The following is a 24178-nucleotide window of genomic DNA, read 5'->3' on the forward strand; positions in this document are numbered from 1 at the left end:
CTCTACCCCGCCGCGTACGCTGTGGCGAGGCGCATCACCTGTTCCTCCGACGCCTCTTTCCCGTCGAGAAAGCCGGAGAGGCGCCCTTCGCACATGACCATGATCCGATCCGACATGCCCAGGAGTTCGGGCATTTCGGAAGAGATCATGATGATGCTTTTTCCTGCTTTGGCCAAATCCGCAATAATGGAGTAGATTTCGTATTTGGCTCCGACGTCGATCCCCCGCGTCGGTTCGTCGAGCAGCAGAATGTCCGGCTCGGTCAGCAGCCAGCGGGCCAGCAGCACCTTCTGCTGGTTCCCGCCGGACAGATTCTTGATCAGCGTCTTCAGGGAGGGCGTTTTCACCCGGAGCAGGTCGATGCTTCTGCCCGCTTCCTCCTTCCGCTTTTTCTCGTCGAGCAGCAGATAGGGCTTCTCATAACGGGACAGGTTGGCGATCAGCGTGTTTTCCAGGATGGACAGCACCGGAAAAATGCCGGTGACGCGCCGCTCCTCCGTCAGCAGCGCCATCTTGTGTTTTTTGGCATCGATCGGCGATTTGATTTTCACCTCTTTGCCGTGGATGAACATCCGTCCCGACGCCACCGCCCGCAGCCCGAACAGCGCCTCGACCAGCTCCGTCCGCTGGGAGCCGACCAGCCCGCCGATGCCCAAAATCTCCCCTTGCCGCAGCTCAAAGGAAACGTTCTGGAAGGAATGGGAATGCGGCGATGACAGCCCCTCCACCTTCAGCACCACTTCTCCCGGCACATTCTCCCGCTTGGGAAAACGCTGGGTGAGGTCGCGGCCGACCATGCGCGAAATGATCAGGTCGGTGGTCAGCTCCGCAGCCGGCCATGTGCCGACGAGCCTGCCGTCCCGCATGATCGTCACCTCGTCGGAGATGCGCAGGATTTCCTCCATCTTGTGGGAGATGTAGATGATCGCCACGCCCCGGCTCTTCAGTTCGGCGATGATCCGGAACAACTGCTCCACTTCGTTGCCCGTGAGCGATGAGGTCGGCTCATCCATCACGATCACGCGGGAGCGGTAGGAGACCGCTTTGGCAATCTCCAGGGACTGCACCTTGGAGACGGACAGGTTTTTCACAATCTCGCGGGGATCCAGTTCCAGGCCCAGATCGGCAAACAGCGCCTGTGTGTCCCGGTACATCTTTTTTTCATCGACAAACGCGAACGGGCCGAATTGTTTGACCGGAAACCGACCGAGCCAGATGTTTTCCATCACGCTGCGAAACGGAACGGGGTGAAGCTCCTGATGAATCATCGCGATGCCGTTCGCCAGCGCGTCCTTGGCGTGGTTGATCACCTTCTTTTGGCCGTCGAGCAGAATCTCGCCCGCGTCCGGCCTGTAGATGCCGAACAAGCACTTCATCAGCGTCGATTTTCCCGCACCGTTTTCCCCCATCAGCGCGTGAACGGTGCCGGGCCTCACCTTCAGCGTGACGCCGTCGAGCGCCTTGACACCGGGGAATTCCTTGGAGATGTTCCTCATTTCCAGTACAAAACCGTTATCAGTCATGGCAAACCCCTCCCCCGCTTGTCTGCATGGAATGTAAAGAAGACTTGGCGATTGCCAAGCCTTCGGGCGCCGGCAGAGAGCCTTATTTCGCCTCGTTCATGTTTTCCTTGGTGATTTTCTTGTACGGAATCCAGACGTACTTGCCGTCGGTGATTTCGTACCCGGTGTTTTCCTTGGTCGGCGTTTGTCCTTGCGCCAGCACGGCGGCGATATTGAGGGTGGCTTTCCCCTGGTTTTTGGCGTCGTTCAGGACGGTGCCCAGCAGCGTGCCGTTTTCCAGCTCCTTTAAGGCCGGTGCCGTCGCATCCACGCCCACGACGGGGATGTACTTGTTGTCCTTGAAGTACCCGGCCGCCTTCAACGCCTCGATCGCGCCGAGCGCCATGTCGTCGTTGTTCGCCAGCACGGCTTCAATCTTGTCCCCCGCGGAAGCGAGGAACGCCGCCATTTTTTCCTGCCCTTTCACCCGGTCCCACATCGCCGTGTCTTCCGCCACTTTCTCCACTTTGATCCCGGCGTCCTCGATCGCCTTCACCGAGTACTTGGTGCGCAGTTCGGCGTCCTGGTGACCCGGTTCCCCCTTCAGCATGACGTACTGCAGGACACCGTCCTTGTTCTTGTCCGCCTCGGGATGGGCTTTCCAGTAGTCGGCGATCAACTGGCCGGAGATGGTGCCGGACTCTTCCGCCTTGGCCCCGACGTAGTACACCTTATCCCATTTCTGCATGTCCTCCGGCATCGGCTCCCGGTTGAAAAAGACCACCGGGATGTTGGCCTGCTTCGCTTTGTCGATGATGACGCCGGCCGCAGTGCGGTCAACCGGGTTGATGGCCAGCGCGTTGACCTTTTTCGTGATGAACAGATCCACCTTGTCGTTTTGCGTCGGCTGGGAGTTTTGGCTGTCGACGATGTCAACCTCGGCCTTCCCCTCCGCGCTTTGGGAGATGGCGTTGCGCACGCCCGTCATGAACGTGTCGTCAAATTTGTAGATGGCGACACCGATTTTGGGAGTGGTGGAAGCACCTCCGCCTCCTCCCTCGCCCGCTGTCGGCTGGGAGCCGCCCGATCCCGAACATCCGGCAATGGAAAGGGCCAGTACGGCCGCTGTCGCTGTGGAAACAAGCTTGTTCACCCTGAAATCCCCCTTTTCGATCTGTATGGTGGTGCTCACCATTCCAATGTAAGCGATTCCAACCCAAAAATTAATGAAAAATCATATGATTTTCTATCAAAATTCTCAGCAAACGTCCCAACGAAAAAAGGAGGAGCCGTTCCTCCTGCTGTTAAGGACGCAATTGAATTAATGCTATCTGTGAATGGCGGTGTAGCAAATGAATGAACTGACGCTGGAAGTCCTTGCAAAGGAAACGCACGAAAGAGCTGTGAGTTATTTCCGAGTGGCCGAAGAGTACGGGTACAAATTCATCATGGAAGTTAAAAAATCCGTGATGAAAGGCTGTATAAGCAACTCGGATTTGCAAACTTTGATGACTACTGTAAAGCATCTTGGTGCGTTGACCGCGACTACATGAATGAAAGGATTATGATCGCTGAAGCATTTGGGTCTGAAAAAGATTTTGACGGTACGTACCGTCAACTCGGTCATTCGAAGTCTCTTTTGCTCGCCAGAATTGATAACGACATAAGAAACAATCTGTTAACTCAACCACACTTCATCCCTTCCACCGGAGAAACCAAAACGATCGATGAGATGACTGTCCGAGAGCTTCGAGAAGTAAAAAAGGCTCTCCAGGAAGCTGAAAAGCGAACGCTTTGCAAATCAATGTTTCCCTACCTACTTTTTGGACATAGCCATCAGAACTTCTATTAGGGGTAGCGCCAACATTTTGACGGTTTTATACGCTAAGGACGCAAACCATTGAAAAGCGTGGTTTTTGCGTACGCTAAGAATGTCCGCTAAACGGGGTCATGAATTTGTCCAAAAACATATTTTAATGAGCGCTAATGTGGCTAGGGCTACCGGTTATGTATAGAGACGGTTCCACAGCCCTACGTCCCTGAGTGGATGTTGGGTATTTTGCGTTGCAGGAAAAAATGGAGCAAACCAAGCTATTCGAACAACAGCTGATTGAAAACGGCATCTCGCCGAAAATGATCGAATCTTATGTACGAAACGTCAAAAAATTCTACGAGTCCCATCCTCAGATCAGTGTGGAGAACGAAACTGATCTAGCGCGATTCAGCGTTGTGAGCAAGAGCCACTCTGCCAATAGGATAGGATCAAGTTCAGCGTGTCCACTCCGATGAAAAATGGTTGAGGACATAAACTGACGCTTTGCAGGAGTATTCTCTGAAAAACAAAGTAGGTATAAAGTGTAAAAAAATCCCTGGAATAAGACGATACAATCAATGAATAACAATACATACATTTTTAGGGAGGAAGAATCATGCAACTATCATCCGTACGTTATAATAACTACAGTCAGATACAAAGTAGCCAAATAAGTGTCAACAAAGAGGTTGCTAAGTCCCAGAACAACGTGTCAAAGACTCGGACTAATCAGGATACTGTTGAGATTAGTTCCGCTGCAATTCGTGCAGCGAATAACAGTGTCACGGTAGAGGTAAATGGCCGGAGACTCTCATTATCTGAACGAGCCTATATTAATGAAAATGGTAGAGCCATGGTTCCGTTAGGTGACATTGCACGGGCGCTGGGATGGGATGTCTCTTGGAGTTCAAGGACTCAAACTGCAACTTTAACGAATGACGGCGATAAAATTGACGTACGAATCGGGCGGGATTATGTTCTAAAAAATGGAGAGAGAATTTATTTATCTGATGAAGTCGAGTTGAAAAATGGTAAGACAATGATTACATCCCGATTTTTTGAGAAAGCGATGAATGCAGAAGTCAAATGGAATAATAACACGAGGACGGTTTCAATAACGACAAAAGAACAGGAGGATGAAGGAAGGGAGCTAGCAAAGGAGTTAATTGATGTTGTCACTGATTTTATTCCCGTGGTGGGTACGGTAAAAGATGCGTACAATTTATACAAAGTACTGAAAAATCCAGATTCTAGTGCTGGTGAGGTTGCGACCGCTATCCTTGGATTTGTTCCGGGATTGGGTGATCTTAAGAAAATATCAAAGTTAAAAGATGCGATAGCGGATGTGTATCGAATATCTTCTAAACAATCCAGAAAATTGGATAGAGCGGCGGAACGGATATTAGCAGAGCGTATTTCAAAGATAGATGCAGGAAAGCTGTTGGATTTTTCCGAAGGGAGAAAAGTTGGTGGAAAGGTAGGTCACACCTTACAAAAACATGTTGGTCTAACTGATAACGAATTAATCAGAAGAGCGATCAAGGAAAATACAGATGTAACGTCATACACAAATAAAAGTACGGCTATTAATACGATTCAAAAATCACTTAGGCAACACTCTGATGAGATTGCAGAGTGGTTACTAGGAGATAGCAGTGATATTTTTGCAATCAGATATGATTCCGATTATAGTTTAGGAAAAGGAGTATACAAGGGAAAAACGACGGTAGAAAAAAATGTCAATATGGCTATTACCATACTAATGAGAGATCGTAATGCTCCTGAAGGTTTTAGCATATTAACATCATATCCTGCACTGAGATGGAGGGATTAATGTGTTGAATAAATGGACGAATGCTCTGAAACCGGAAGATACCAAATTAAAAGAATTTGAGATGCTCAAGTATTTCGTTACAGGGTATTTTAATACGGGTTACTCTTGGAGCGAGCTTGAAGAAAGAACGATTGCATTTCGTGACGATGAAAAACCAGAATATACGATTCAATTAAAACGGTCGCTAAGTAAATTACAAGAGTTAATCAACAATGGTGACCAAAAACGATGGGTTGAAGTTCAGAAATACATATATGAGCTAAGCATGAGAGATCTCGAATTCAAAAGAGGACAAGAATTTATTGATAGGGTGAATAACGCTTTAGACTCTTGATTACCTACGCGGTTAAAACCCGCAGCCCTCGTCCCTGAATGGATGGAGGGCATTTTTGCATTGTGTTCGGAAGGGAGGAAAAACATGGAGCAAACCAAGATGTTCGAGCAACATCTGATCGAAAACGGCATCACGCGGGTCTGTCAACAAGTTTGTCTAAACTTAATTAACCTTTATTTGGGGTAGCACCAGCGAAACGCAAAAAATCCACGTTAAGCATTTGGAATAGCCGTGTCATAAGGCGCATTAAGGAATGGACATATGTCAAAATGAGAAAATCGGCTTTTTGACATTGGACATCCTTTAGCGTTGTAAATCCGAGTTTTGCTGGCGGAACCCCCAAATAGTATCCCTACAAAAGCCCCCCCTTTCGCCTTCGCCCCCAAGGGCGGGCGCCCAGCGTAGCACGCTGGACCGCAATTCCCTCGCCGGGAGGCACCCCCGGCAACTAGGTTGCCAGGGGAACCAGAGGGTACGGGGCGGGATCCGCGAGGTCAAGGGTGCGCTTCGCCGGTTGCGGCATATGCTCACGCTCCGCGCTCCACTATTCCTCACCGCCCCTGACACGCTGCTGCTGATTTGTAAAAAGACTTTCGTTGTTTTAGGCTGAATCTGGGGTATAGCCAACAAAACGCGGATTTTGTAATGTAACCAATACCATCTATTCTCGGCGCCAGCTTCAATCAGGCGAAGGTCACCTTTCTCTGATGAAATACTGTCCATGTATCTTGCTACCAAGAAATAGGTTCTTGGTTTACCAATCAGATAACGATCCTGCTCGTAACCAAATTCATGAGCAATAAAATTAGCTACCTCTAATGCAGCAATCTGGCTTCTTCCTTCCTCTCGACACTTTTCCAAAAAACCATGGACCGATTGAATCCACTGTACTGGTATGTCATTGTAGTTTGGAACAGTTCTGTGAAAGCGCCCATTCCCGGATCGCACGAGCGACCCCGTGCTGATCGTTGTTCCCGGTCACAACGGCGCAGGCCCGCTTGATCTCGTCTTCGGCATTTCCCATCGCGACGCTTAGGCCGACCATGCGCAGCATCGACAAGTCGTTGAAGTTGTCGCCGATGGCCATCGTCTCCTCCAGGGCGACGCCGAGCCTGTCCGCAAGTTCCTGCAGCGCGATTCCTTTTTGCGCATGCCTGTGCGTGACTTCCAGATTGTGATTCGCCGACGAACTGACGGACAGCTCGTTTACGGCCGCCAGCCTGCGGGACGCGCGGGCCAGCTTTTGCCCGTCCCTGGAGAAGACCAGCAATTTATAGAGATGTTCACCGGAGCGGCCGAGCACTGCCGCATACGTGTCCACAGGGGAGATTTCCCCGGTGGAAAAACGGCGCTCATCCGCTTCCCGGATCGCCTGTTCATCCGTGCCGGGAAAAGCGCTTTGGATAAAATCCCGCAGGACGCCAAACGCCTTTTCGCGGTCGTTCGTAAACGTCCCCCGATTCGTGTACAGTTCGTAATACAGGTCTTCCTGCCGCAGGATGGCCTCCGCTTCCTCATACGTCTGCGGGGGGATGGGCACACTCCGGACGATCTCCCCGGTTTCCGCGCGTACCTCCGCCCCGTTCACGCAGATGAGCGGACAGGTGATGCCGGCGGCCATAAGCGGCGGCAGGGCTTCTTTGTACGATCGGCCGGTCGCTACGACCACCGTTATGCCGCTCGCCTGGGCTTCCTTAACCGCCCAGGCGTTTTCCGCACTGACTTGGCCATGCCGGTTCAGCAGAGTCCCGTCCATGTCGATCGCGATCATCTTTACCCGGCAGCGTTTCTCCGTATTCGTCACAAGTCGTCCCCCCTCAACCGGCGAAGTAAAAGACAGCCGATTCGTACGGACGCAGGGGCAGGGAACGGACGTCAAGCCCCGTGTCCCGGTAGTTGGACAAAAGCAGGTTCGGCGCCCCCGCCAGGCGAATATCGCCGGGAAGCGCGAAGAACGTTTCGCTGCCGTAGAAATTGTTCACCACCAGGAGGGTTTCGTTCCCGTACGTCCGCAGATACGCAAAGATCTGCGGATGATCGTCCAGAATCAACCGAAAGTCGCCGTAGGCGATGACATCGTATGCCTTCCGCAGTTGGATCAGTTTTTTGTAGTGGTAAAAAATGGAGTCCTCGTCTTCGAGCGCGCGCTTCACGTTGATCTCCTTGTAGTTCGGCGCCACGTTGATCCAGGGGGTTCCCGTCGTGAAACCGGCGTGCGGACTGTCGTCCCACTGCATGGGCGTGCGCCCGTTGTCCCGCGATTTTTGCTGCAGAATGGCCAGGATTTCCTGCTCCGGTTTCCCCTGCGCCCGAAGCAGGCGGTAGGCGTTGAGCGACTCGACATCCCGGTACGCGGCAATCTCGTCAAAATAGGGGTTGGTCATGCCGATTTCCTCCCCCTGGTAGATGTACGGGGTGCCCTGCATGAGGTGAATCGTGGTCGCCAGCATTTTCGCCGATTCCCGGTGATACTCCCGGTCGTTTCCAAAACGGGAGACCGCCCGCGGCTGGTCGTGATTGCACCAGAACAGCGCATTCCAGCCCCCGCCGCTCTGCATTCCGTACTGCCACTCGCTGAGGATTTTTTTCAGTTGGAGAAAATCGAAGTTGGCCAGAGCCCACTTCTCTCCGTTGGGATAATCCACCTTGAGGTGGTGAAAGCTGAAAGTCATGTTCAGCTCGTGTTCTTCCGGCCGGGTATACTTCACGCAGTTTTCGATCGAGGTGGACGACATCTCGCCCACGGTGAGGAGGTCAGGATTCCTGGCGAACACGCGGCGATTCATCTCTTGCAAAAACTCGTGAATCCGCGGGCCGTCCGTGTAATACCTGCGCCCGTCGTCCGTCGGCGTCTCCAACGTGTCGTCGGGAAAGCGCTGGTCTTTGGAGATCAGGTTGATCACATCCAGGCGAAACCCGTCCACCCCTTTGTCCAGCCAGAAGTTCATCATATCGTAGATCCGCTGGCGCAGTTCCGGGTTCTCCCAGTTCAAATCCGCCTGGGTGACGTCGAACAGATGCAGATAGTACTGCCCCGTGGTCTCGTCGTACTGCCAGGCGCTGCCGCCGAACTTGGAGCGCCAGTTGTTGGGCGTACCGCCGTTTTTCCCGTCCTTCCAGATGTAGAAGTCGCGGTACGGGCTCTGTTTGGAGCGGGACGCTTCGCGAAACCACGGGTGTTCGGTCGAGGTGTGGTTCACGACGATGTCCATGATGACCCGGATGCCCCGGGCATGGGCCTCCTGCAGCAGCCGCTCGAACGTTTCCATCGTACCGTACGCGGGATCAATCCCGCAGTAATCGCTGATGTCGTACCCGTTGTCTCGTTGCGGCGACGGGTAGATGGGGGTCAGCCAGATCACGTCGACGCCCAGTTCCCGCAGGTAATCCAGTTTTTCCATGACTCCCTGCAGATCGCCGGTTCCGCTGCCGGTGGTATCCTTGAAACTCTTCGGGTAGATCTGATACACGACCGCCTTTTTCCACCATGGTTTCTCCATTGTTGATCCACTCCTTTTCCATAATGGACAATAGCAACCAATCCGCGGAAACCGCCCGATGATCGGTTGCTATGCTCACTGTCTCTCTTTTTATTGTGCTTTCCTCGTTTTCCCCAACAGGAACGTCAGCAGGAAGGGCACCAGCAGCGCGACTGCCATGCCGATGAAGAACGGCCCCCAGTGTTCGGGAAAGATGGAGAGAAAACCGGGAAGCCCGCCCACGCCGATCGACGCGGCTTTTACCTTGCTCATCGTGAGAATGACCGCCCCGATGGCCGATCCGATCATCGCGGACACAAAGGGGTAGCGATATCGAATGTTGACGCCAAACATGGCCGGTTCCGTAATGCCCAGGAAGGCGGAGACGGCGGAGGTCAGCGACATGCCTCTCAGCTTTTCCTCCCGGGTGACGAACATCATCGCCAGGGCCGCAGACCCTTGGGAGATGTTGGACAGCGCGAGCATCGGCCACAGGAAGGTGCCGCCGGTGCTGGCGATGAGCTGCAGATCCACGGCCAGGAAGGTATGGTGCATGCCGGTTACGACCAGCAGCGCATAGAGCCCGCCGTAAAGCAGTCCACCGAGGATGCTGAATGTGTCAAACAGGGTGACGAACCCCGATGTGAGCGCATTGGCCACCCCAAACGTCAGCGGACCGATCACGGTGAAGGACAGGAAGCCGGTCACGAGCAGGCTGATGGGGGCAACCAGCAGCAGGCGAAACATGTCGGGAATCCGCTTGGCCAAATACGTTTCCACTTTGGCCAGCACGTAGGAAGAGATCAGCACCGGCAGCACCTGTCCCTGGTAGCCGATTTTGGCGATATCCCAGCCAAACAAATGCCAGTACGGCACTTTTCCTTCCGCGACAGCCTGGGCGTAGCCCCACGCGTTCAACAGATCGGGATGAATCAGCATCAGGCCGAGGACCATTCCCAGCAGTTCGCTTCCGCCGAAGCGCTTGACGGCAGACCAGCCGATGAGGCCCGGCAGGAATACAAACGCCGTATTCGCAATAAGATTGATGATGCCCGCAAAGTCTTTCCACTGCTGGTGAACGTCCACGAGGGACGCGTCGGGGTAGAAGATTCCCTTCCCGGTCAGCACGTTGTTGATGCCCATCAGCAGCCCCGCCGTGACAATGGCGGGCAGGAGGGGAATGAAGATGTCTCCCAGCGTTTTCACGGCGCGCTGGAACGGATTGAGATTTTTCACGGCCGCTTCCTTGGTCTCCTGCCTGGTGGCGCCTGTGATGTCGGCGATGTGGAGCAACGCGTCGTACACCTTGTTGACCAATCCCTGGCCGATGACCACCTGGAATTCACCGTTCGAAGAAAACGAACCTTTGACGATCCCGATCGATTCCAGCAGCGTCTTGTCGACTTGACGCTCATCCTTCAAGGCAAACCGCAGCCGGGTGACGCAGTGGGATACGGCCGCGATGTTGTCCCGGCCGCCTACGGCTTGGAGTATCTGCTCTACTTCCCGCTTGTTGAGCTCCATGGTTTCCCCTCCTGTAATCGTTTTCATTCAGAATCATACACTTGTTTAGACAAGTAAGTCAATACTTGTTTAAACAAGTAAGCGTGAGCAAAAAAAATAACGCCTTATCGGCGTCGGGCAAAATCCGTGAATTCAAACCGGTCCGGCCTGTGCCGGGATTCGGTGTATTCAAACAGCGTACCGTCGTGCAGATGGACAAAGTTTTTGACCACCGCCACCAGGTTGTACGCTTTTACATCCAAATGGGCTTTGTCCAGGGCGGTCACCGGCTCCACGTGAATGATCCGCCTGGCAAACCCGATCTTTGCGCCCAGCGTGTCTTCCAGGTATTCGTAAATGGACTGTTCCGCGATCTCCCGTGTCAGATCGCGGACGATATCTTTCCGGAAGTAGTTGATGTCAAAAATAATGCGCTCGCCTTTCAAGCTGCGCACGCGAAACAATCGGTACGCTTCCTGTCCAAGGGGCAGTTTGGTTTTCGCCTGCAGCGGCTTGTCAATGGTGATGACCTCAAACAGCGGAACCGTCGTGACAAAGGCTTGTCCGCTGGTTTCACTGGCCTCCTTGAAGCTGACCAGACCGCCAAACGAGAACGTGATCAAATTCGCGTCCAGCACAAACACGCCCTTGCCGTGGACGCTGTTGACGAGTCCTTCCTTCGCCAGCAAATCGAGCGCACGCCTTACGGTGCCCCGGCTTGTCCGGTACATCCGGCAAAACTCGTTTTCCGAAGGCAGCTTTTCCCCGGGCGGGTAGGTCCCGTCCAGTATCTGTTTTTTGATGTCTTCGTAAATATCCGTGTACCTCTTGATCATCTGCTGCCTCCTTATGCTCTTGCGGCGACCTTTTATCTCTCTCTCTATTACATCCGATTTCGCCCGCCTGCGCAAAGTCCTTCTCTCCCGTCTCCCCTTTGCGCCGTCCGGCACGGGGATCGGCTCGTTCCGCCATCTTCCCGCCTGCGGATCGCAGTCCCTCACTTGACAAACGGAAACAGCAGCTTTTGATTTTCCGACCAGAACATGTTGTCCATGTCGATGATTTTCGTTCCCGTATCGACGCGGGCCGGGACGGGCAGGCCGTTTATCGCCTCCACCGCGTGCTTGACGCCCAGGTAGCCCATGCTGAACGGCTTCTGCATGATCGTGGCCTGGATCACGCCCTCCTGAATGTACGCCAGCACGTCCGGCGGGCTGTCGATGGCCACCACTTTCACCTTTCCCGCCAGCCCTCTTTTTTCGATCTCGTGGGCGGCGCCGAGCGCGGAGACGGCGTTGAGCGCCGCGATGCCGTCGATCGGCTGGGCGGCGATGATCCCTGCAGCCAGCTCACTGGCCTGGTTTTGATCGGAGACGGCGTACTCCCTGGCCGCGATGGTTACCCCCGGATAGCGGGCGATCGCATCCAGCAGTCCCTTTTCCCGCTGCCCGCCGTTTCCCCCGCCCGCTCCCAGGACGGCAATCCTGCCGTACGGCCCGACCAGTTCGATCAGCTTCTCTCCCGCTTTTTTGCCCGAGTCGTAATGATCGGTGCCGATGCAGCTTGCCACCCCCGGCCCCGTCAGTTCGGAGTCGATGGTCAAAACGGGGATGCGCTGCTCCTTCGCCCGCGCCGCGGCTTCGTCCAGGACCTGTTGGCCGTCGGGGGCGATGACCACGGCATCCGTTCCGTCCGCAAACGCCTGCCGGACCAGCGCCAATTGCCCCTTCACGTCTTCTTCGTAGTCGGGGGCGTAGAAATTGACGTTGACGCCAAACTCCCTGGCGGCCATCTCCGCCCCCAATTTTACCGTCCGCCAGTAATCCCCGTGCTTCATCCTGACGATGAGCGCCACGTTCTTCTGTTTGACATGGTCGTCGGCCGGACCGGCGCAGGCACCCAGGACGGCGGCCGCCGCCAGGAGCAGGAACAGAAGCGTACGCCATCCTTGTTTGCTTGACTGGTTCATTGCGTCCCTCTTCACGTCTCTTCCGTCATCATCGGTATTCGTATGGTCACGGTGGTGCCGGTCTCCTCGTCGCTTTCGATGGAAAGACCGTACGCTTCGCCAAAAAACAGCCGGATGCGCTCGTGCACGTTCTTGATGCCGACGCCCGACCCATCCTTGCTTTTGATCTGGCCGGAGCCGATCTGCTCCAGCACGTGGGGCGGGATGCCCAGCCCGTTGTCGCGCACCCGGAACAGCACGCTGCCGTCCGCCATTTCCGCCGTCACGGTGATCTTCCCCTGCTCCGCCATCGGTTCGATGCCGTGGTAGATCGCGTTTTCCACGATCGGCTGCAGCAGGAGCTTCAGCGTCCTGCAGGGAAGCACCTCTTCCTGGGCTGTGATTTCGTAGGTGAATTTGTTTTTGTACCGCATTTTCTGGATGACCAGATAGTTCCGCACGTGCTCCAGTTCTTCCTGTACGGTGATGATGTTTTTCCCCTTGCTGAGGCTGATCCGGAACAGTTTGGAGAGGGCGGTAATGGTGGTGATGACGTCTTCGTTTTTGCCGATCCCCACCATGCGCACGACCGAGTTGAGCGTGTTGTACAAAAAATGCGGGTTGATCTGCGCCTGCAGCACTTCCAGCTCGCTTTTCCGCTTGGCTTCCTGCTCCCGGATGATTTGATCCATGAGCTGCCTGATGCGGATCACCATGTGGTTGAAACGGCGCGAGAGCTGCTCCACTTCGTGACTACCCCGAACGGCCAGGTTGACCGTAAAATCCCCCTTCTCCACCTGCTCCATGGAGCGTTCCAGATTGCGGATCGGCCGGGAGATTGCGGCGGAGATATAGGTCAGGACAAACAGCACCACGGCGATGACGACAAACAGCAGCCAGAAGATAAACCCGCTGATCTCCTTTTTCGTGGTGGCGATCTCGTCCATGTACGAGACGCCGACTATTTTCCAGCCGATGTCATCCAGCGTCTTGATCGTGACCAGCCGCCGCTCCCCGCCGGACTCGTCCACGTAGCTGCCGTACGAGTTTTTCAGGGCAATCGCCCGATTCTCGTTTTTCAATCCGACGTAGATCAACTGCTGCTGCGGATGGTAGACGATGTTGCCGGCCAGGTCGATGATGTACACATACCCTTTTTTGCCCAGGCCCACCCGCTGGCAGAGGTCGTCAATGGTCTTGAAATTGACGTCCACGAGCAGGATCGCGTCTTCTCTTTCGCCGTTCTGGGCGACCGAGATGCCTCTGCTCATGGAGACCACCCACTTGTACTCGCCTTGAAACAGGTTCTGAATGTGCGGAAGCGAAAAGGAGATGTGGCTGGGGTTGTTCAACGCCGCCTGGAACCAGCTCTGTTCCCGCAGTCTCGTGTTTTTCCGCATCGCCGTCTGCGGAAACCCGGCGATCAGTTCGCCCTCCCGCGAAAACACCGCCACCGAGACGAGATCCTCCCGGGTTTCCAGAATCGTCCCCAACTGTTCCGTCAGCTTGTCGTCCGGCACGTTCTCGCTTCGGCGGATTTTCTCCGCGGCCAGTTCAAAGATGTCCGTCATGCCGTCGAGGTAGCTGTTCAGGTTGAAGCTGACCTGGTCGATGATTTGCTGGGTGTGCAGAAAGGCGTTTTGTTCCGCCGTTTCGGAAAACTTGCTGTACAGCATGACGCCGACAAAGAGCATGACCGCGACGGTCACCAGCGTAAACGAGGCCGTGATGATAAACTGGATGCTCTTCATCTTCAACGTGTGAACCAGCGCGATAACCGGATTTTTCATCGTACCCCTCTGGCCATGTTTTTGTACTCCTTGGGAGACATGCCCCACTTCTTGCGGAAGCAAAAGCTGAAGTAGTTGGGGTCGGCATACCCGACCCGTTCCGCGATCTCAAAGGTTTTCAGGTCGGTCGTCAGCAGCAGTTCCTGGGCCGCTTCCATCCTGACCTGCAGCAGAAAGTTGACGAATGTCGTATTCATCTCCTTTTTGAAAATGCTGCTGAAATACCCCGCGCTGATGTGAAGCTGCCTGCACACTTTGTGGATCGAGATGTCGCTTTCGTGGTAGTGGTTTTTGACGTATTCGACGGCCTGGGCGACGAGCCGTTTGTAGGAGGACTGTCTGTCGCTGGCGATGCTGTTCATCATGCCCGAGCAGATGTGCAGCAGCCTGTCCTTCGTCTCCTGCAGCGTTTGGGACTTGTGGATGTCCGTGAACCATTGAAGGTTTTCGCCAAAGACGCGCTCCGGGTCCAGATTGGCCCCCTTGGCCGCCTTCAGGATGGCGGTCAGGATCTCCAGCAGGTAGATGTGATAATCCTTGATGGACACGCGGGCATCGGCGATCTCGGCAAACAGCTCGTCCACGATGTCCTTCAGTTCCTGCGGCGTTCCCACCTTCAGACAGCGGATCAGCGCATGTTCTTTTCGCTCGTCGAAGCGGACCTTTTCCACGCAGCGCTTTTCCACGTCATCGACGCAGATCACCCGGTTGTTTCCGAGCACCACCCTGTAGTCGAGCGCGGCGACCGCGTCCTCGTAGGAAAAGGAAAGGTCCGCCAGCTCGCCGGTGACCGTCCCGATCCCCGCCGTCACGGTGAATTCGCAAAATTTTTCAACGAATTGCCGTGCTTCTTCCAGCACGGCCGCCGTTTTCCGGAGGACCGCCTCCCGCTCCCGGTCCTGGTGGACGGCAATCAGCACCACGTGGTCGTTGTTGGTGAAGACGATGCCCAGACGGTGCTTGTCGACCACTTCCTGCACGATGTTGCGGACGGCAAACAGCAGCAGTTCCCGATCCTCTCCCCACGCCTGACGGATGGGCGGCGGCGCAGAGCGATTCGCCGGATCTTCTCCGACGCAGGGGCGGTCGATGCTGACGGCGCCGACCACAAAGCCATTTCCCTCCAAATCGATCTGGTACGCGTGCGCCTTTTCCCGGATGTCGGCCTCGGGCAGCCTGCGGGTAATCAGCGACGTGAGGAACACTTCCCGCAGCACGGGCAAACTTTTTTGATAGTGCTCCTTCAACAGGCGGATGTTTTTCTTCTCGGCGGCTTCTTCGTCAAGCCGCGCCCGCACTTTCAAGAGGGCATCGATCAGTTCACCCGCAGAAAACGGCTTGAGCACGTATTCGTCGATCTGCAGCTTGACCGCTTTCCGCGCGTATTCAAACTCGTCGAAGCCCGTCAGAATCACGATTTTGACGGTGGGATACCGCTCTTTGACGACGGCGGCCAGCTCCAGCCCGTCCATAAACGGCATCTTGATGTCGGTGACGACGATGTCCGGTACGCTTCGTTCCATCTTCTCCAGCGCCTCCTGGCCGTTTTCCGCCGTCCCGACGACCGCGAACCCGTACGCCTGCCAGTCAATCTCGCGGACAACGCCTTCCCTTACGTCTTCTTCGTCGTCAATCAGCAGCAGTGTGTACATGCATCTTCCCCCCGGTTACATATTACTCCAGGCGGGCCCGGACTCCTTCCGGGCGGACACGCGCACAAAAAACCGGTGCTCTCGCCTGAACCGTTATGCGCATCGGCCGCGCCGTCCGTGATTCCGCTCTCCGCCGGGGAATCGGGTGGGGGTGGTACTGGATGGCCGCCACGCACGTCAACACGAAAAAGCCACCGCCTCCCCCGGGAAGGGGAACGGTGGCCGTATCCGCGCCTGTGATTACAGTTCGTCAAAGCCGTCAACATCGAAATCCAATCCGCCGCCCGCTTCTTCGAACAGGTCCTCGGCCGACTCTCCGATTTCCGACATGACCTCGCCCAGCAGCATGCCGCCCAGGAAGCCGGCCGCCATGCCGCCGATCATGCCGCCCATGCCGTGGCCGCGGTGACCGTAGTGGCCCTGATGACCGTGCAGCGGCTGGCCGTAGGACGCCATCGACACGTACGGGATCGCCTGCGGATTTTCCGCGTAGGTGCGAAGCGTATCCAGAAGGAAGCGGGAAAGCTCCTCTTCCCGGCCGGCGGCCAGCAGGTCCTGCGGTACGACGATCTCCGCCTTGCGCTCCATCTCGCCGCCAAACATGCCGGGTACGGCCAAATCCAGTTCCGTCAGCATACGCAGCTCGCCCGGCATGGAGAAGAAGATGACCTCCAGTTCCTTGAGCGGAATGCCCAGCGGCCGTCCCATGAAGAACGAAAACTCCTGACCGTACGGCGTGAGCTTGCCGGAGTCGGGCTTTTGCCGCAGATCGAGGCGGGCCAGTGCGTCCAGCACCCGTTCCACCGGTTCCGGCGGAAGCACCTGCACCGCATCCAGGTCGGTCGGGTCGAGCGCCCTTTCCACATCCAGCTTGGTGTGCAGGTAGTACTGAACGGACGGCGTCGACACGGCCAGCCCTGCCGGCAGTTCAAAGGCAAACGGAATCTCCTGCACAAACGGTTTCGGCTGCACGGTGAAATTGCGGCTGACCGGGTACGTTTGCACCGGACGCGTTACCTCCTGCCCCTGCACGTACACCTTCATCATCAACAGGACACTCAGCTCGGAGATGCGCTGTTCCACGCTGCCCCCTTCGATGCGGATCGCGCCCGTGATCGTCTCTCCCAACCGGTACGCAGGGCGATCCAGCCGCAGATCGACCGTCGCCGCTCCCACTCCCAGTTTGGCCATCCACTTTTTCAGCAAGACCCTCTCCTCCTTCATATAAGCAAACGTTTATATCTGTATTGTATCAGATCCAGAGGGGGTTGTGCGAGCAGCCAGTGCGCGGCCGAGCAGCCGAACCAGTCGGCTGGCCTGCTCGCCTGTCACGTCCCGCAATGCGGAAAATTCCGTCACGTTCGCCCCGACGACGCGTGGATCGGCCAGGACAGCGGTCAGCAGTTCCTCCGTCTGCGCCAGCGACAGGCCGGTTTCACTCGGCGAATAGGCGGCCGCCATTGCCTCCTTGTGCATCACGTCGACGTCAAAGTGGACGAGGATATAGGCGTCGGCAGGAATCGCCCGCAAGACGTCGGCCGCCTGCATGCCCGGTCCTCGTTCACACAACTGATCAAGCGTGACGATCTCTACTCCGTAGGTCTCGTCCGGCATCCGCTGGCACCCCAGCACAACGATGCTGTCCGCTGTCCACCCGGTCGCCTCCGTCCAGACGCCGCCTCCCTGCAGCAAAAACCACAGGCCCATGCCGGCTGCCCCGAGACAGCGGGAGGCGGAGGGCGCCATCGCGTCAAAGTGGCCGTCCAGCACTAGGAGGTACGCCTTGTCTCCATAGACGTCGCGAAACCCTTGGGCCGTCCCGACGATCACGCTGCAGTCGCCGCCGAGAAACAGGGAAAATTCGTCGCGTCGAAAACAGCCGCGCGCCTCTTCGCGCAGCAGGTCCCAGACCATGCGCGGCGCCGGCCAGTTGCGAACAGGCGGAACGTTGTGGCGCGGCAGATAAGCGGGAAGGGCGAGATCGCCCCGGTCGCTTGCCGACAGCCCCTGCTCCTGCAGGACGGCCGTCAATCCTGCCGCCCGCAAAGCGGCCGGCGCCAGTTCCGTACCGGAGACATAGGCGCCGGAGAAGACGGGAATACCTGTTACCGTTACGTTCACCGCGCCCCCCTCCTTTCAAGCTGCTTTCATTGTATCACAGCTCGCTTTTCCATACCGGATCAGTTCGCTGGCCGAGGGGCACAGCCACCGTTCCGGCAGGGGGCCGCCGTCACCGGTCAGGAACTGCTTGTCCTACAGCGTCTGTACAGGAGGACAGCTATCTGCCATGAGGAATGGGTGTCACACCACATCGTATCCCTGGTCTTCGATCGCTTCCTTGATCGCCTCCAGCGTCAGGGCGTTCTCGTCATAGCTGACCTCCACCGTTTTGGCGGCCAGATCCACTTTTCCGGATGCGCCCAACTCCTTCAGCGCCTTTTCAATCGCGTTGACGCAGTGATTGCAGGACATTCCTTCCACGCGCAGGGTTACGTTTTGCATGATGATCGCTCCTTTTTCCTGTTTTCCTGTATGCTTTCTGTCCGCCTGCCACCGCCTCTTTATTTCACGGGACCGGCCGCAGGCGGGCTGGCGATTGCCGGTCGGGCCGCAGGCAGGCGGGCCGCTGCTGCGTTTTACCGGCCGGCTGGTAAGGCGGCATGATCCGCCGCCGCTGGTCGGCCTCACCTGCGGCTTAATGCGCGGCAGGGGCTGCCGGCTGATAAAGGGAGTGGCTCTCCGGCTGTTGATGCGGGGCTTCTCCTGGAGCGGCAGCCGCTTCGTACAGCAGGTAGCCGCCGATGACCAGGAGGAGGTACACGGCGCCGGAAAGCGCCCATGTTGCTGTGCGGCTCATCTCATCGCCCTCTTTCCGTTGAGCGTGATTCCAGTTTGACGCGCTGCAGGCGCAGGGCGTTCAGCACGACCGACACCGAACTGAAGGCCATCGCCGCTCCGGCCAGCCAGGGCGCGAGGAAGCCCAGCGCCGCCACAGGGATGCCCAGCGCGTTGTAGGCAAAGGCCCAGAACAGGTTCTGCTTGATGTTGCGGATGGTTTTGCGGCTCATCACGATCGCGTCGGCCACGCCGGTCAGATCGCCGCGCATCAGGGTGATGTCGGCCGCCTCCATGGCCACGTCCGTGCCGGTGCCGATCGCCATCCCGATGTCGGCGGTGGCCAGCGCGGGCGCGTCGTTGATCCCGTCGCCCACCATCGCCACCCTGCGACCCTGCTGCTGCAGTTTTTTCACTTCGTCCGCCTTTCCTTCCGGCAGCACTTCCGCGATCACCCGATCGATCCCCGCCTGGCGGGCGATCGCCTCCGCCGTCTGCCGGTTGTCGCCGGTCATCATGACGACCTCCAGTCCCATCGCCTTCAAGCGCTGCACCGCCTCGCGGGACGTCGGCCTGATCGTGTCCGCCACCGCCACCAGCCCGGCCAGCCGGCCGTCCACGGCCACCAGCATCGCCGTTTTGCCCTCCCGCTCGAGCCGCGACATCGCTTCCGCCGCCTGGTCAAACGGGATCTGATGCCGGTCCAGCAGGCGGCGTGTCCCCACCAGCACTTCCCTGCCGTCCACCGCGGCGCGGATGCCAAACCCGGGGATCGCCTCAAACGACTCGGCCCCGGTCAACGTGACGCCCCTGTCGGCAATGCCCTTGACGATCGCCTGGGCCAGCGGATGCTCGGAGTGTTTCTCCGCCGCCCCCACCAGCGCCAGCAGCTCCGCTTCCTCCATCCCGTACGCCAGCACGTCGGTCAGCTCCGGCTCCCCTTTGGTCACCGTGCCCGTCTTGTCCAGCACGATCGTGTCCAGCTTATGGGCCGTCTCCAGGTGTTCACCGCCCTTGAACAGAATCCCCAGTTCGGCGGCCCTGCCGGAGCCGGCCATGATCGAGGTGGGCGTTGCCAGCCCCAACGCGCACGGGCAGGCGATCACCAGCACAGCGATGCCTTTTTCCAGCGCGGAAGCGAAGTCCCCCGGCGTCACCAACAGGTACCAGACGGCAAAGGTGACGAGCGCGATGCCGACGACGACCGGCACGAAGATACCGGAGATGCTGTCCGCCAGCCGCTGAATGGGCGCTTTGGAGCCCTGCGCCTCTTCCACGACCCGGATGATCTGGGCCAAGGCCGTCTCCTTGCCCACTTTGGTCGCCCGCACTTTGAGAAAACCGTTTTTGTTCAGCGTGGCGCCGATGACCGCGTCGCCCGCCGCCTTGTCGACAGGAACGCTTTCACCGGTCAGCATTGATTCGTCCACGGCCGACTGCCCCTCCAGGACGATGCCGTCAACGGGCACCTTTTCCCCCGGCTTCACGTGGACGATGTCGCCCGGACGCACGTCTTCCACCGGGATCGTCAGCTCCTCGCCGTCGCGGACCACCACGGCCGTCTTCGCCTTCAGTCCCATCAGCTTGCGGATCGCCTGGGACGAACGGCCCTTGGCCTTCGCCTCAAACAGCTTGCCGAGCAGAATCAGCGTAATCAGCACGGCGCTCGTCTCAAAATAGAGCTCCGTCATGTGCGCCCCCGACCCGATGGAGCGGATCGCCAGGTAGAGACTGTAAAAGTAGGCGGCCGATGTGCCCAAGGCGACCAGCACATCCATGTTGGCGCTTCCGTTGCGCAGGGCCTTGTAGGCGCCGACGTAAAACTGCCGGCCGACGACGAACTGCACCGGCGTCGCCAGGGCCAACTGCACCCACGGATTCATGAACATCTCCGGCAGCCAGATGAACGAAGTGAAGGAAAAATGGCCGACCATCGCCCACAAGAGGGGCAGGGAGAGGATCAGGGAAAAGAGAAACTTCCCGGTTTGCCGGTCGATTTCCTCCGCCCGGCGGTCAACCGTTTCCGCGTCCGTCTGATCGCCCTTGGCAGCCGCTTGATAACCCAGCTTTTCCACCTGCCGGATCAGGTCGTTCACGCCGACCTGCCCCGCGTCGTATTCCACGGTGGCTGTCTCCAACGCCAGGTTGACGTTTGCCTCCAGCACCCCGGGCAATTTGCGCAGCCCCTTTTCGATCCGGGCCGCGCATGCGGCGCAGGTCATGCCGGTAATGCTCAGCTCCGCCTTGTCGCTCACGACGCCGTACCCGAGCGATTCGATCCTGCTGCGGATGTCGCCCAGGCTGATTTTCTCGGGATCGTAGACGACCGTCGACGTTTCCAGCGCCAGGTTGACGCTGGCCGACTCCACGCCCTCCAGCTTTTTCAGCCCTTTCTCGATGCGAATGGCGCATGCCGCGCAGGTCATGCCGGAAATCGGAACCGTCGCTTCTTTTATTTTGGCGCTCATCGCGTATTCCTCCGCATCAAAATACCCATGTGGGGTATATTTTTGATAGGATTCCCTCAAGGGCTCCTGTTTATTACACGCCCATTATACAATACCCCAGGAGGGTATATCAAGCGGTTGGGCAAACATGTTCTGCCAACGGCAAAAAGCGCCGTCCGTCTCCGGACAGCGCGCGATGGCGGCCGTTGTTTTCGCGGGCCGTGTCAGTTTTTCTTGGCGTGATAGGCTGCGGCGATTCGGGCCGCCACCTCCGCGTTGTGCTTCACCAGGGCGATGTTGGTCTGCAGGCTCTTGCCGGCCGTCAACAGTTTGACCCGGTCGAGCAGGAACGGTGTCACTTGTTTTCCGGTGATGCCCTTTCCCTTCGCTTCCGCCAGCGCTTGCTGGATGACGGCTTCGATCTCGCGGTGATTCAGCGCGTCCGCTTCCGGCACCGGATTGGCGATGACCAGACCGCCGTTCAGTCCCAACTGCCACTTGGTGTCCATCAGCGCCGCCACTTCCTCCGGCGTGTCCAGGCGGAAATCGACGCCAAAGCCGCTCTCGCGGGCAAAGAAGGACGGGAACTCGTCCGTGCGGTAGCCGACAACCGGCACACCGTGAGTCTCCAGGTATTCCAGCGTGCGCCCCAGGTCGAGAATCGACTTGGCCCCGGAGCAGACGACGGCCACGTTGGTTTGGGCCAGTTCGGTCAGGTCAGCGGACACGTCCCAGGTGATCTCCCCTTCGCGGTGCACCCCGCCGATGCCGCCGGTGGCGAAGACGCGGATGCCGGCCAACTGCGCGGCGATCATCGTGGCGGCTACAGTCGTGGCGCCGATTTTACCGCTCGCCAGGATGTACGGAAAGTCGCGGCGGCTCACTTTTTCCACCGACTTGTTGGTGGCGAATTCCTCCAGCTCGCTCTCCGTCAACCCGATCTTGATTTTTCCGTTCATGATCCCGATGGTGGCCGGCACGGCGCCGTTGTCGCGGATGATCCGCTCCACTTCTTTGGCCATTTCGAGGTTTTGCGGGTACGGCATGCCGTGGGAGATGATCGTCGTCTCCAGCGCCACGACCGGCTGGTTGTTCTCCAGCGCGTGACGCACTTCTTCCGTATAGGTGAGGTATTCTTTCATTCGTTATCGCTCCTTTTCGTACTGCCTTACTGTTTGTGCGAGCTGCTCCGGCTGCAGCAGCGGCGAGACCGACTGCTCCGTCTGCAGGGTCAGGGCGGATGCGGCCAATCCGAGGCGGCAGGCTTGTCCGAACGATTCACCGTTGACGATGCCGTACAAAAGCCCGGAGGCAAACGCGTCGCCCGCACCGGTGACATCCACCACGTCCGTCGGATACGGGGCCAGGTGTTCCGCCTGTTCCGCCGATTGATAGTACACGCCCTGCTCGCCCATCGTGACGACCACCCGCTTGACGCCCCGCTCTCGTATCCGGCGGCACGCCTCGGCGCACTCTTCGACCGACGCGATCGGCATGCCCGCCAGCAGTTCCGCCTCTTCCCGGTTGGGCAGGATCGCGTCCACGCCGTCCAGCCTCTCCGGCAGTTTCTTCGCTTTGGCGGAAGAGACCGGATCGACAAACAGCGGGATGTTTTCCGTGCGGCAGCGCTCGATGATGTACGCCAGGCAATCCGCCGGCAGGTTGGTATCGAGAAAAACGGCCCGCGCCGCCGCGATGTGGGACCACTTGTCCGCGAACATCTCCGGGGTGAGCGCGTCGTAGATGTCCATGTTGGCCAGCGAGACCACCATCTCCCCGTCGATGTCCAGGAGCGCGGTGTTCGTGCCCGTACGCCGGGCGGGCAGCCGCCACACCTGGCTGACGTCCACGCCGTGCCTTTTCGTCTCCTGCAAAATCCACTCGCCCTCTTTATCTTCGCCGACGCAGCTAATCAGCGTGACGCTGCTGCCCAGCCGCCCCAGGTTTTCGGCGATGTTGCGCGCCACGCCGCCGCACGACTCGGTGATGGTCACCGGATTGGACGAATGCAGCCGCACTTTTTGCTTCCCGCGCGCCTTCCGGTCCAGGTTGGCTCCGCCGATGCAGACGATTCGCCCTTCGTCGCGCAGCACATAGGCACGTCCCTTGATCTCGCCCCGTTTGGTAAGCTGGGCGATGTACCCGGCCACCGCCGAGCGGGAAATGCCCATCTTGTCGGCCAGCTCCTGCTGGCTGATAAACGGATTTTCACGAATGTAGCGCAGGATTTGCTGTTCCTTGTCCACGGCCCTCCTCCTTTCTTCTGCCATCATTCCCCTTTTTCTTTCGCATTCTCTTTTCAAACAAAAGTTTATCACATAAACAAATGTTTGAGAAGAGAAAATCATGGACTCCCGATCCCCCCAAACGAGAAACGCGCACCTGCGGCCCCGTAACGGGCCGTCGGAGCGCGTCGGGATTGTCCCCGGTAATCGACGATGGGGACCGGCGCGATCTCGCATGCTGCGGTACAAAACAAGCGAAAACATCTGCGAGAGCGAGGTCACCCACGTGAACACGATCGAACTGATCGAAGTTGTGCTGCCCCACGAGCGCATGGCCTACCGCGACATTCTGCTGCTTGCCGACGACTGGGAAGAAGAAGTCGAGCGGTACATCCGGGAAGGAGAACTGTATATCGCAGCGGACGGGCAGCGAGTCCTCGGCGCCTGCCTGATGATCCCCGCCTCTCCCGACGAAGCGGAGATCAAAAACATCGCCGTCCTGCCGGAATACCGGGGCAAAGGGCTGGGCAAGGAGATCATCCGCGGAAAACGGCATCCGCGCGCTGGACATGGTCGTGTTTGAACGATTGCTGTAACGCTTCCGGGGATGAGCCGCCCCTGTTTCGCGCACACTAAGCAAAAACAGGTGGGATCTCAGATGGCTGACCAACGGGAAAAGCGAAACGACGAAGACGAGTATTTTTTCTTTGACCTGTCCGACGAGAGCCACGAAAAAATATTGGAGAAAGAGCTGCGGGAAGCGAAGGAAAATCCGCTGGGCCCGCTGGAGGAAGTCACCAAAGTGGAGTACTAGGA

At 57.6% G+C, this 24178-nt stretch carries 21 protein-coding genes; 5 read left to right on the forward strand and 16 right to left on the reverse strand.

Annotated features, from left to right (window positions below; translation table 11 throughout):
* Positions 1 to 2: 2 nt before the first annotated feature.
* Positions 3 to 1523: a sugar ABC transporter ATP-binding protein gene (locus FOI68_RS18210; protein WP_143863962.1), complete on the reverse strand. Its 1521-nt coding sequence runs from the start codon at positions 1521 to 1523 to the stop codon at positions 3 to 5.
* An 82-nt stretch (positions 1524 to 1605) separates the two neighbouring features.
* On the reverse strand, positions 1606 to 2655 hold the full coding sequence (locus FOI68_RS18215; protein ID WP_029100905.1) for a galactose ABC transporter substrate-binding protein: 1050 nt from the start codon (positions 2653 to 2655) through the stop codon (positions 1606 to 1608).
* A 199-nt stretch (positions 2656 to 2854) separates the two neighbouring features.
* On the opposite strand from FOI68_RS18215, the gene FOI68_RS18220 reads away from it, so the two are divergent.
* From FOI68_RS18220 to FOI68_RS18235, 3 genes are all read left to right on the forward strand, one after another.
* The gene (locus FOI68_RS18220) at positions 2855 to 3055 is read left to right on the forward strand and encodes a hypothetical protein (protein WP_143863963.1); all 201 of its coding nucleotides are present in this window, start codon (positions 2855 to 2857) and stop codon (positions 3053 to 3055) included.
* An 876-nt stretch (positions 3056 to 3931) separates the two neighbouring features.
* A complete protein-coding gene (locus tag FOI68_RS18230) occupies positions 3932 to 5149 on the forward strand; it encodes a stalk domain-containing protein (protein ID WP_143863965.1) in 1218 nt (405 codons plus the stop codon).
* A gap of 1 nt (position 5150) precedes the next feature.
* Entirely contained in the window at positions 5151 to 5483 is a 333-nt protein-coding gene (locus FOI68_RS18235) for a hypothetical protein (RefSeq protein ID WP_143863966.1), read from the forward strand.
* An 898-nt stretch (positions 5484 to 6381) separates the two neighbouring features.
* Here the strand turns inward: FOI68_RS18235 and FOI68_RS18240 are convergent.
* The 14 genes from FOI68_RS18240 to FOI68_RS18300 form a co-directional block, all read right to left on the reverse strand.
* A complete protein-coding gene (locus FOI68_RS18240) occupies positions 6382 to 7287 on the reverse strand; it encodes a Cof-type HAD-IIB family hydrolase (protein ID WP_143863967.1) in 906 nt (301 codons plus the stop codon).
* Positions 7288 to 7300: 13 nt separating this feature from the next.
* On the reverse strand, positions 7301 to 8983 hold the full coding sequence (treC, locus tag FOI68_RS18245) for an alpha,alpha-phosphotrehalase (protein ID WP_143863968.1): 1683 nt from the start codon (positions 8981 to 8983) through the stop codon (positions 7301 to 7303).
* A 90-nt stretch (positions 8984 to 9073) separates the two neighbouring features.
* Entirely contained in the window at positions 9074 to 10486 is a 1413-nt protein-coding gene (treP, locus tag FOI68_RS18250) for a PTS system trehalose-specific EIIBC component (RefSeq protein WP_035299167.1), read from the reverse strand.
* Positions 10487 to 10590: 104 nt separating this feature from the next.
* A complete protein-coding gene (gene treR / locus FOI68_RS18255) occupies positions 10591 to 11301 on the reverse strand; it encodes a trehalose operon repressor (protein WP_044900042.1) in 711 nt (236 codons plus the stop codon).
* Between the two features lie 161 nt (positions 11302 to 11462).
* Positions 11463 to 12434, reverse strand: coding sequence for a substrate-binding domain-containing protein (locus FOI68_RS18260; protein WP_035299165.1), 972 nt, complete (start codon positions 12432 to 12434; stop codon positions 11463 to 11465).
* Positions 12435 to 12445: 11 nt separating this feature from the next.
* Entirely contained in the window at positions 12446 to 14203 is a 1758-nt protein-coding gene (locus tag FOI68_RS18265) for a cache domain-containing sensor histidine kinase (RefSeq protein WP_143863969.1), read from the reverse strand.
* A complete protein-coding gene (locus FOI68_RS18270; protein WP_143863970.1) occupies positions 14200 to 15855 on the reverse strand; it encodes a response regulator transcription factor in 1656 nt (551 codons plus the stop codon). Before FOI68_RS18270 ends, FOI68_RS18265 begins: the two co-directional genes overlap by 4 nt.
* A gap of 240 nt (positions 15856 to 16095) precedes the next feature.
* On the reverse strand, positions 16096 to 17061 hold the full coding sequence (locus tag FOI68_RS18275) for a sporulation protein (RefSeq protein WP_029100896.1): 966 nt from the start codon (positions 17059 to 17061) through the stop codon (positions 16096 to 16098).
* 30 nt (positions 17062 to 17091) lie between these two features.
* Positions 17092 to 17976, reverse strand: a complete 885-nt coding sequence (locus tag FOI68_RS18280; RefSeq protein WP_143863971.1) for an arginase family protein — start codon at positions 17974 to 17976, stop codon at positions 17092 to 17094.
* A 180-nt stretch (positions 17977 to 18156) separates the two neighbouring features.
* Positions 18157 to 18357, reverse strand: coding sequence for a copper chaperone CopZ (gene copZ / locus FOI68_RS18285; RefSeq protein ID WP_029100895.1), 201 nt, complete (start codon positions 18355 to 18357; stop codon positions 18157 to 18159).
* Between the two features lie 193 nt (positions 18358 to 18550).
* Positions 18551 to 18712: a hypothetical protein gene (locus FOI68_RS23610; RefSeq protein ID WP_160297153.1), complete on the reverse strand. Its 162-nt coding sequence runs from the start codon at positions 18710 to 18712 to the stop codon at positions 18551 to 18553.
* A gap of 1 nt (position 18713) precedes the next feature.
* Complete coding sequence (locus tag FOI68_RS18290) at positions 18714 to 21158, reverse strand: heavy metal translocating P-type ATPase (protein WP_044900048.1); 2445 nt, start codon at positions 21156 to 21158, stop codon at positions 18714 to 18716.
* Between the two features lie 203 nt (positions 21159 to 21361).
* Positions 21362 to 22279, reverse strand: a complete 918-nt coding sequence (locus FOI68_RS18295; protein WP_143863972.1) for a pseudouridine-5'-phosphate glycosidase — start codon at positions 22277 to 22279, stop codon at positions 21362 to 21364.
* 3 nt (positions 22280 to 22282) lie between these two features.
* Positions 22283 to 23383: a carbohydrate kinase gene (locus FOI68_RS18300; protein WP_143863973.1), complete on the reverse strand. Its 1101-nt coding sequence runs from the start codon at positions 23381 to 23383 to the stop codon at positions 22283 to 22285.
* 214 nt (positions 23384 to 23597) lie between these two features.
* Here FOI68_RS18300 and FOI68_RS18305 point away from each other — a divergent pair, with 214 nt between their 5' ends.
* Together FOI68_RS18305 and FOI68_RS23615 are read left to right on the forward strand one after the other, a co-directional pair.
* A complete protein-coding gene (locus FOI68_RS18305; protein WP_143863974.1) occupies positions 23598 to 23945 on the forward strand; it encodes a GNAT family N-acetyltransferase in 348 nt (115 codons plus the stop codon).
* Between the two features lie 75 nt (positions 23946 to 24020).
* Positions 24021 to 24176, forward strand: a complete 156-nt coding sequence (locus FOI68_RS23615; RefSeq protein ID WP_156110488.1) for a hypothetical protein — start codon at positions 24021 to 24023, stop codon at positions 24174 to 24176.
* Positions 24177 to 24178: the final 2 nt, after the last annotated feature.

The sequence above is a fragment of the Brevibacillus sp. LEMMJ03 genome, assembly GCF_007197875.1.
GTDB lineage: Bacteria > Bacillota > Bacilli > Brevibacillales > Brevibacillaceae > Brevibacillus > Brevibacillus thermoruber.